The sequence below is a fragment of the Edwardsiella ictaluri ATCC 33202 genome, from assembly GCF_000264785.1.
Classification (GTDB): domain Bacteria; phylum Pseudomonadota; class Gammaproteobacteria; order Enterobacterales; family Enterobacteriaceae; genus Edwardsiella; species Edwardsiella ictaluri.
Genome location: NZ_AFJI01000030.1, coordinates 1 through 2068, shown reverse-complemented (window position 1 = coordinate 2068; position 2068 = coordinate 1). Strand labels below are relative to the sequence as shown.

Sequence of the window (2068 nt, the reverse complement as noted above, 5' to 3'; positions counted from 1 at the left end):
TCGCTTGAGTTGCTTGTTGAACAAGCGCTTGCCGTGTTCGTCAGTTCCGTGGATCTGAAAAACCTCTTTTGCCAAATCGATGCCGATAGTCTTAACACTCATGATGGCCGCTCCGCTCAAGTAGTGACGATTTATCGTCCCACTGTGGCACAAGATGTAGGGGGCGACCATTCCATTAACAAAGCCCAACGCGATCCGTTGTGAAATCTGTTGGCGAAGACCTGTTTTCCCTGTTATATCATCAGGTTAAAACGGATTTTTCCCTGTGCATTCTGATGTCCGGACTTCTAGGCCCCGATACGCACTTTTCACCCCCGGCACGCTACCGCCCCTCCGTGACTTTACCGCCTGCAACCCCGCCATCATGGCCCCCCTCCCGCCCCCTGCCATTACCGTTTTACCTGACGCCCGAACCGGGATTTTACCGGCAACCCGTGACGATCATGCAGCCTGTCTGCATGACTGGCGCGAGCCGCCGCAGCCAGACGATGCCGGGCGGGCATTAACGCCCTTCAGCGTAGGCCGCAGGCCGACAACGTCAACGGAAGGTGTCTGATGGCCGCTCCGTGACCACAGTACGGCACCGGGAGCCGCAGGGACGCGGCGACCTGCGGCGCTGAAGGAAGTGCGCTGCTCCGCACCAGAGCGCTGTACGCGGGGGCGGGCCGCTCACTGTCGTTTATGTGGCACGCGAAGCGCCCCTTGCTCCCCGGCCCTGACATTAAGGTTGATAGTCCTCGAACTCCCAAGCAAAGACCCGAGAGAGTTTTTGGGCTATCTCCATCCAATCATTGCCTTCGCATTGCTCGATATAATCAGTGATGACTTTTTTTATCTCATCAAGATCATACTTACGCACAAGCAATGTATGACGCATCAGGTCTGGCCCCCACTGATGTTTACAAAGCCATTCGGGAGTGCAGACACCGAGATCAAAATTATCTGCACCATCACTGTCGGCAGTGCCTATACGAATAAGCAAACGAAGAAAAAATACTGTTTCATCTTCTGGGAAGTATTTATTCAAGTCACAGTCATCATTTGAAATACTTTTTAAGGCAGCTTTCACTCCAACTCCTTATTCTATATCTAGGTGTCCATTGCCGATTCTAACTTTATTACCTGTACTTGGATCTATTTTAAAGGTTTCAAAGTTCGCCTGAGTACCTGTTGTAGCATATGGGCTGTCTTTCTTTGATGCAGGAAAGCGATAGACACGTGTTCCATCAGCACTCATTAATCCAGTTCCATCACTTGTTGGTTTAGCTCCATCCCCAACCCACATTTTACCTAGTTTATCAGCTTCTTCCCGGGTACCATTACCAACACCATAATTTAATTTTCTATTATCACCTTTGACAACCGCTTCTAATCGTGGGTCTTGTTTAGCGATATTATTTAGATTTTGTTGTAGCAAATCATCTTTCAATTTCGGATAGGTGGCTGAGTTATAAGCTGATATCTCATCACTCGCCTTATTAATCAACTTCGAGGCTTCAGAGATATCCCCTTTACTTAGAGCTTCTTCTGCCGCCTTGACCGCCTTACCTGCCGCATCTCCCGCTCCCGGAATGATACCTATCGCAGCAACCAGATAATCCAGAGCGCTTTGTGCTTCCGCAACACTCTTGATATCGCCAACCACTGGCACAAAGTCCGCACCTGTTGACAGGATACTTGTTAACTCTTCCCGGCGCTGTTCATACATTTTCGCCGAGCAGGCTTCCGCGTTCATCCCGCCACAGTTTTCTTTCCTGTACTGCTCATTTTCAGCTTCAACATGTTCTTTAGCCTGTTGTTCAAGTGTCTTACCCGCCGCTAATGCCTCCGCAATGGTCCCCAGCGAGTTATTCTCCACCGTCGTCTTACCCGACTGTGCCCCGGCGAGCGCAGAGGCCCCCGCGTCGCCCACCAGACCGCCGGCCAGTCCGGCGGCAACGGTGGCCAGTGTTGAAACGGTCTGTTTCTCGCTTTCGCTGAGCTCAGCGACCGGTTTCTGGTATATCTCCGTGGCCAGCATGCCGACGATTTCGCCGGAGGCCGCACCTGCGGCTCCGGCAAGGGGATG

Annotated in this window: 2 protein-coding genes and 1 pseudogene; all 3 read right to left on the bottom strand. The window is 51.7% G+C overall.

The features are described 5' to 3' along the window. Positions 1 to 102: pseudogene (locus EIEH_RS18805) on the bottom strand (IS110 family transposase); the annotation flags it as partial. Positions 103 to 721: 619 nt separating this feature from the next. Further along, positions 722 to 1069 carry an immunity 8 family protein gene (locus EIEH_RS17270; protein ID WP_071525684.1) on the bottom strand — a complete coding sequence of 116 codons (348 nt, stop codon included), beginning with the start codon at positions 1067 to 1069 and terminating at the stop codon, positions 722 to 724. 9 nt (positions 1070 to 1078) lie between these two features. Further along, positions 1079 to 2068: VENN motif pre-toxin domain-containing protein (locus EIEH_RS19600; RefSeq protein WP_275039267.1), on the bottom strand; the 990-nt coding region annotated here is incomplete at its 5' end.